Here is a 1,634-nt window from a genome sequence, read left to right on the forward strand (position 1 = left end):
GCGAAAGCTGCATGAATGGGAAGAGGCCTCGAACCAAATACAATGAAACCGGAAAACATGGAGCTTATTCGAGCCCTGCTGGAGAACAAGGACTCGATTCAAGAGGACATCTTCGAAGACAGCGAGGAGATGCTGGGTATAGTGCCCTTCATCCTGCGAGTCATGGCCCGCCGGCCGGAGTTCATGATCTTCTCCTGCCTGAAGGACTTCTACGTCCTGCGGCCCAATAGCCTCGAGCCCAAGACCGCGGAGCTGCTGGCCGTTGCCGCCGCTGCTGCCTCGGGGGCAGACAAGTGCCTGAAGGTGCACATGAACGCCGCCCTTCGGGCGGGGGCAAGCCTAGACGAGATACTGGATACGCTGTTTATCGCCGCCCTCATCGGCCAGACAAAGGTCCTGGCCTCGTCCTTGCGCACCTTCCAGGAGTTCGAGGGCAGCCTGGATGAGAAGTAGCTATTTTTGCCGATGGCGATATATTTTCTGAGGAGCTTGATATGATGCTGATTGACTCCCCGGAAAAGACAGGTATGCTCCTGGTTCCCTATGGCTCTGCCTCACCCAGAGCGATGGCCACATATGAGAATATCCTGGCTCTATACAGAAAGGATTATCCCGGCATGCCCGTTCTTTTAGCCTTCACCTCTCGTCTTATGATAAAGAGGCTCCAGGAGCGAGAAGGAATCGCCATCCCGAATATCGAGGAGGCCCTGGGCAAACTCTCCGGCCAGGGCTGCAAACAGGTGGTGGTCCAATCCCTGCAGATCGTTCCCGGTGGGGAGTTCCATCGACTGGTATCCCTATCAAGAGAGTACGAAAAGAAGGATGCCGATCCGGAAAGGAGGCTGAAGATCACGATCGGCCTTCCTCTCCTTTCCTGCCTCGAGGACTGCCGGAGGGTCTCAGAGGCACTGCCAGACCTGTGGAGGCCCAGCAGAGATGCAGAATCAAAAGAGGGAGATGAGACAGTCAGGAAGAGCCAGTTCGCAGTCGAATCGAAAAAGGAAGCGGTGCTGCTGGCAGGCCATGGTACCGGCCACCCGGCGGACGCCATCTACTCCCAGATGGCTCAAGTCTTGAAGAAGGACTATGGCCAGGTATTACTGGGCACCATAGAGGGCTTTCCGAGCCTCTTGGAGATGATAGACGAGCTGAAGGTCATAGGCGCGCAAAAGGTCAGGCTGCGCCCCTTTTTGCTTGTAGCCGGAGGGCATGCCGAAAACGATATCTCGGGGCCTGCTCCAGATTCATGGAAGAGCTCTCTGGAGAGGGCGGGAATTGAGGTTGATTTTCATCTATCGGCCCTGGGCGAGATCGAAGGCATCGTCCAGATACTGAAAGAGCATAGCCTGAAGGCTCTGGAAGAGATGGAGATGCAAGCGGACAGAAGAGGGTGAACGCTCGCAATATCCGAAGAGCAGAGTATAATAACCAGAATTGTCTCATATTTGCATACGATGGCTCAAAAGAAGACCTACTGGGAGATGCAAAAGTCCTTCTGGAAAACACCGCCGGGGGTTGTCATCTGGTTTGGTGTGCTGCTGGCGATCCTCGCCGGTGGAATACTGGCGCTGAACTTCTTGGGATCACCCTATCCGGTGATCGAGTTCTTCGATGCCGAACCGGAATTCCTGGCA

The 1,634-nt window shown here is 55.2% G+C and carries 3 protein-coding genes; all 3 read left to right on the top strand.

The window, feature by feature from the left end; translation table 11 throughout:
* Positions 1-42: 42 nt before the first annotated feature.
* A complete protein-coding gene (locus BP727_RS09000) occupies positions 43-453 on the top strand; it encodes a carboxymuconolactone decarboxylase family protein (RefSeq protein WP_048132450.1) in 411 nt (136 codons plus the stop codon).
* Positions 454-494: 41 nt separating this feature from the next.
* Positions 495-1,394, top strand: coding sequence for a sirohydrochlorin cobaltochelatase (locus tag BP727_RS09005; RefSeq protein WP_013720283.1), 900 nt, complete (start codon positions 495-497; stop codon positions 1,392-1,394).
* A 60-nt stretch (positions 1,395-1,454) separates the two neighbouring features.
* A partial coding sequence (locus tag BP727_RS09010) for a hypothetical protein (RefSeq protein ID WP_286858416.1) occupies positions 1,455-1,634 on the top strand: 180 nt, incomplete at its 3' end.

The organism is Methanosaeta sp. UBA356 (genome assembly GCF_002496465.1).
Taxonomy (GTDB): Archaea; Halobacteriota; Methanosarcinia; order Methanotrichales; family Methanotrichaceae; genus Methanothrix; species Methanothrix soehngenii.

Coding starts and splice junctions, on each gene's coding strand:
- BP727_RS09000 (WP_048132450.1), top strand. CDS start 43: ATGAAACCGGAAAACATGGAGCTTATTCGAGCCCTGCTGGAGAACAAG.
- BP727_RS09005 (WP_013720283.1), top strand. CDS start 495: ATGATGCTGATTGACTCCCCGGAAAAGACAGGTATGCTCCTGGTTCCC.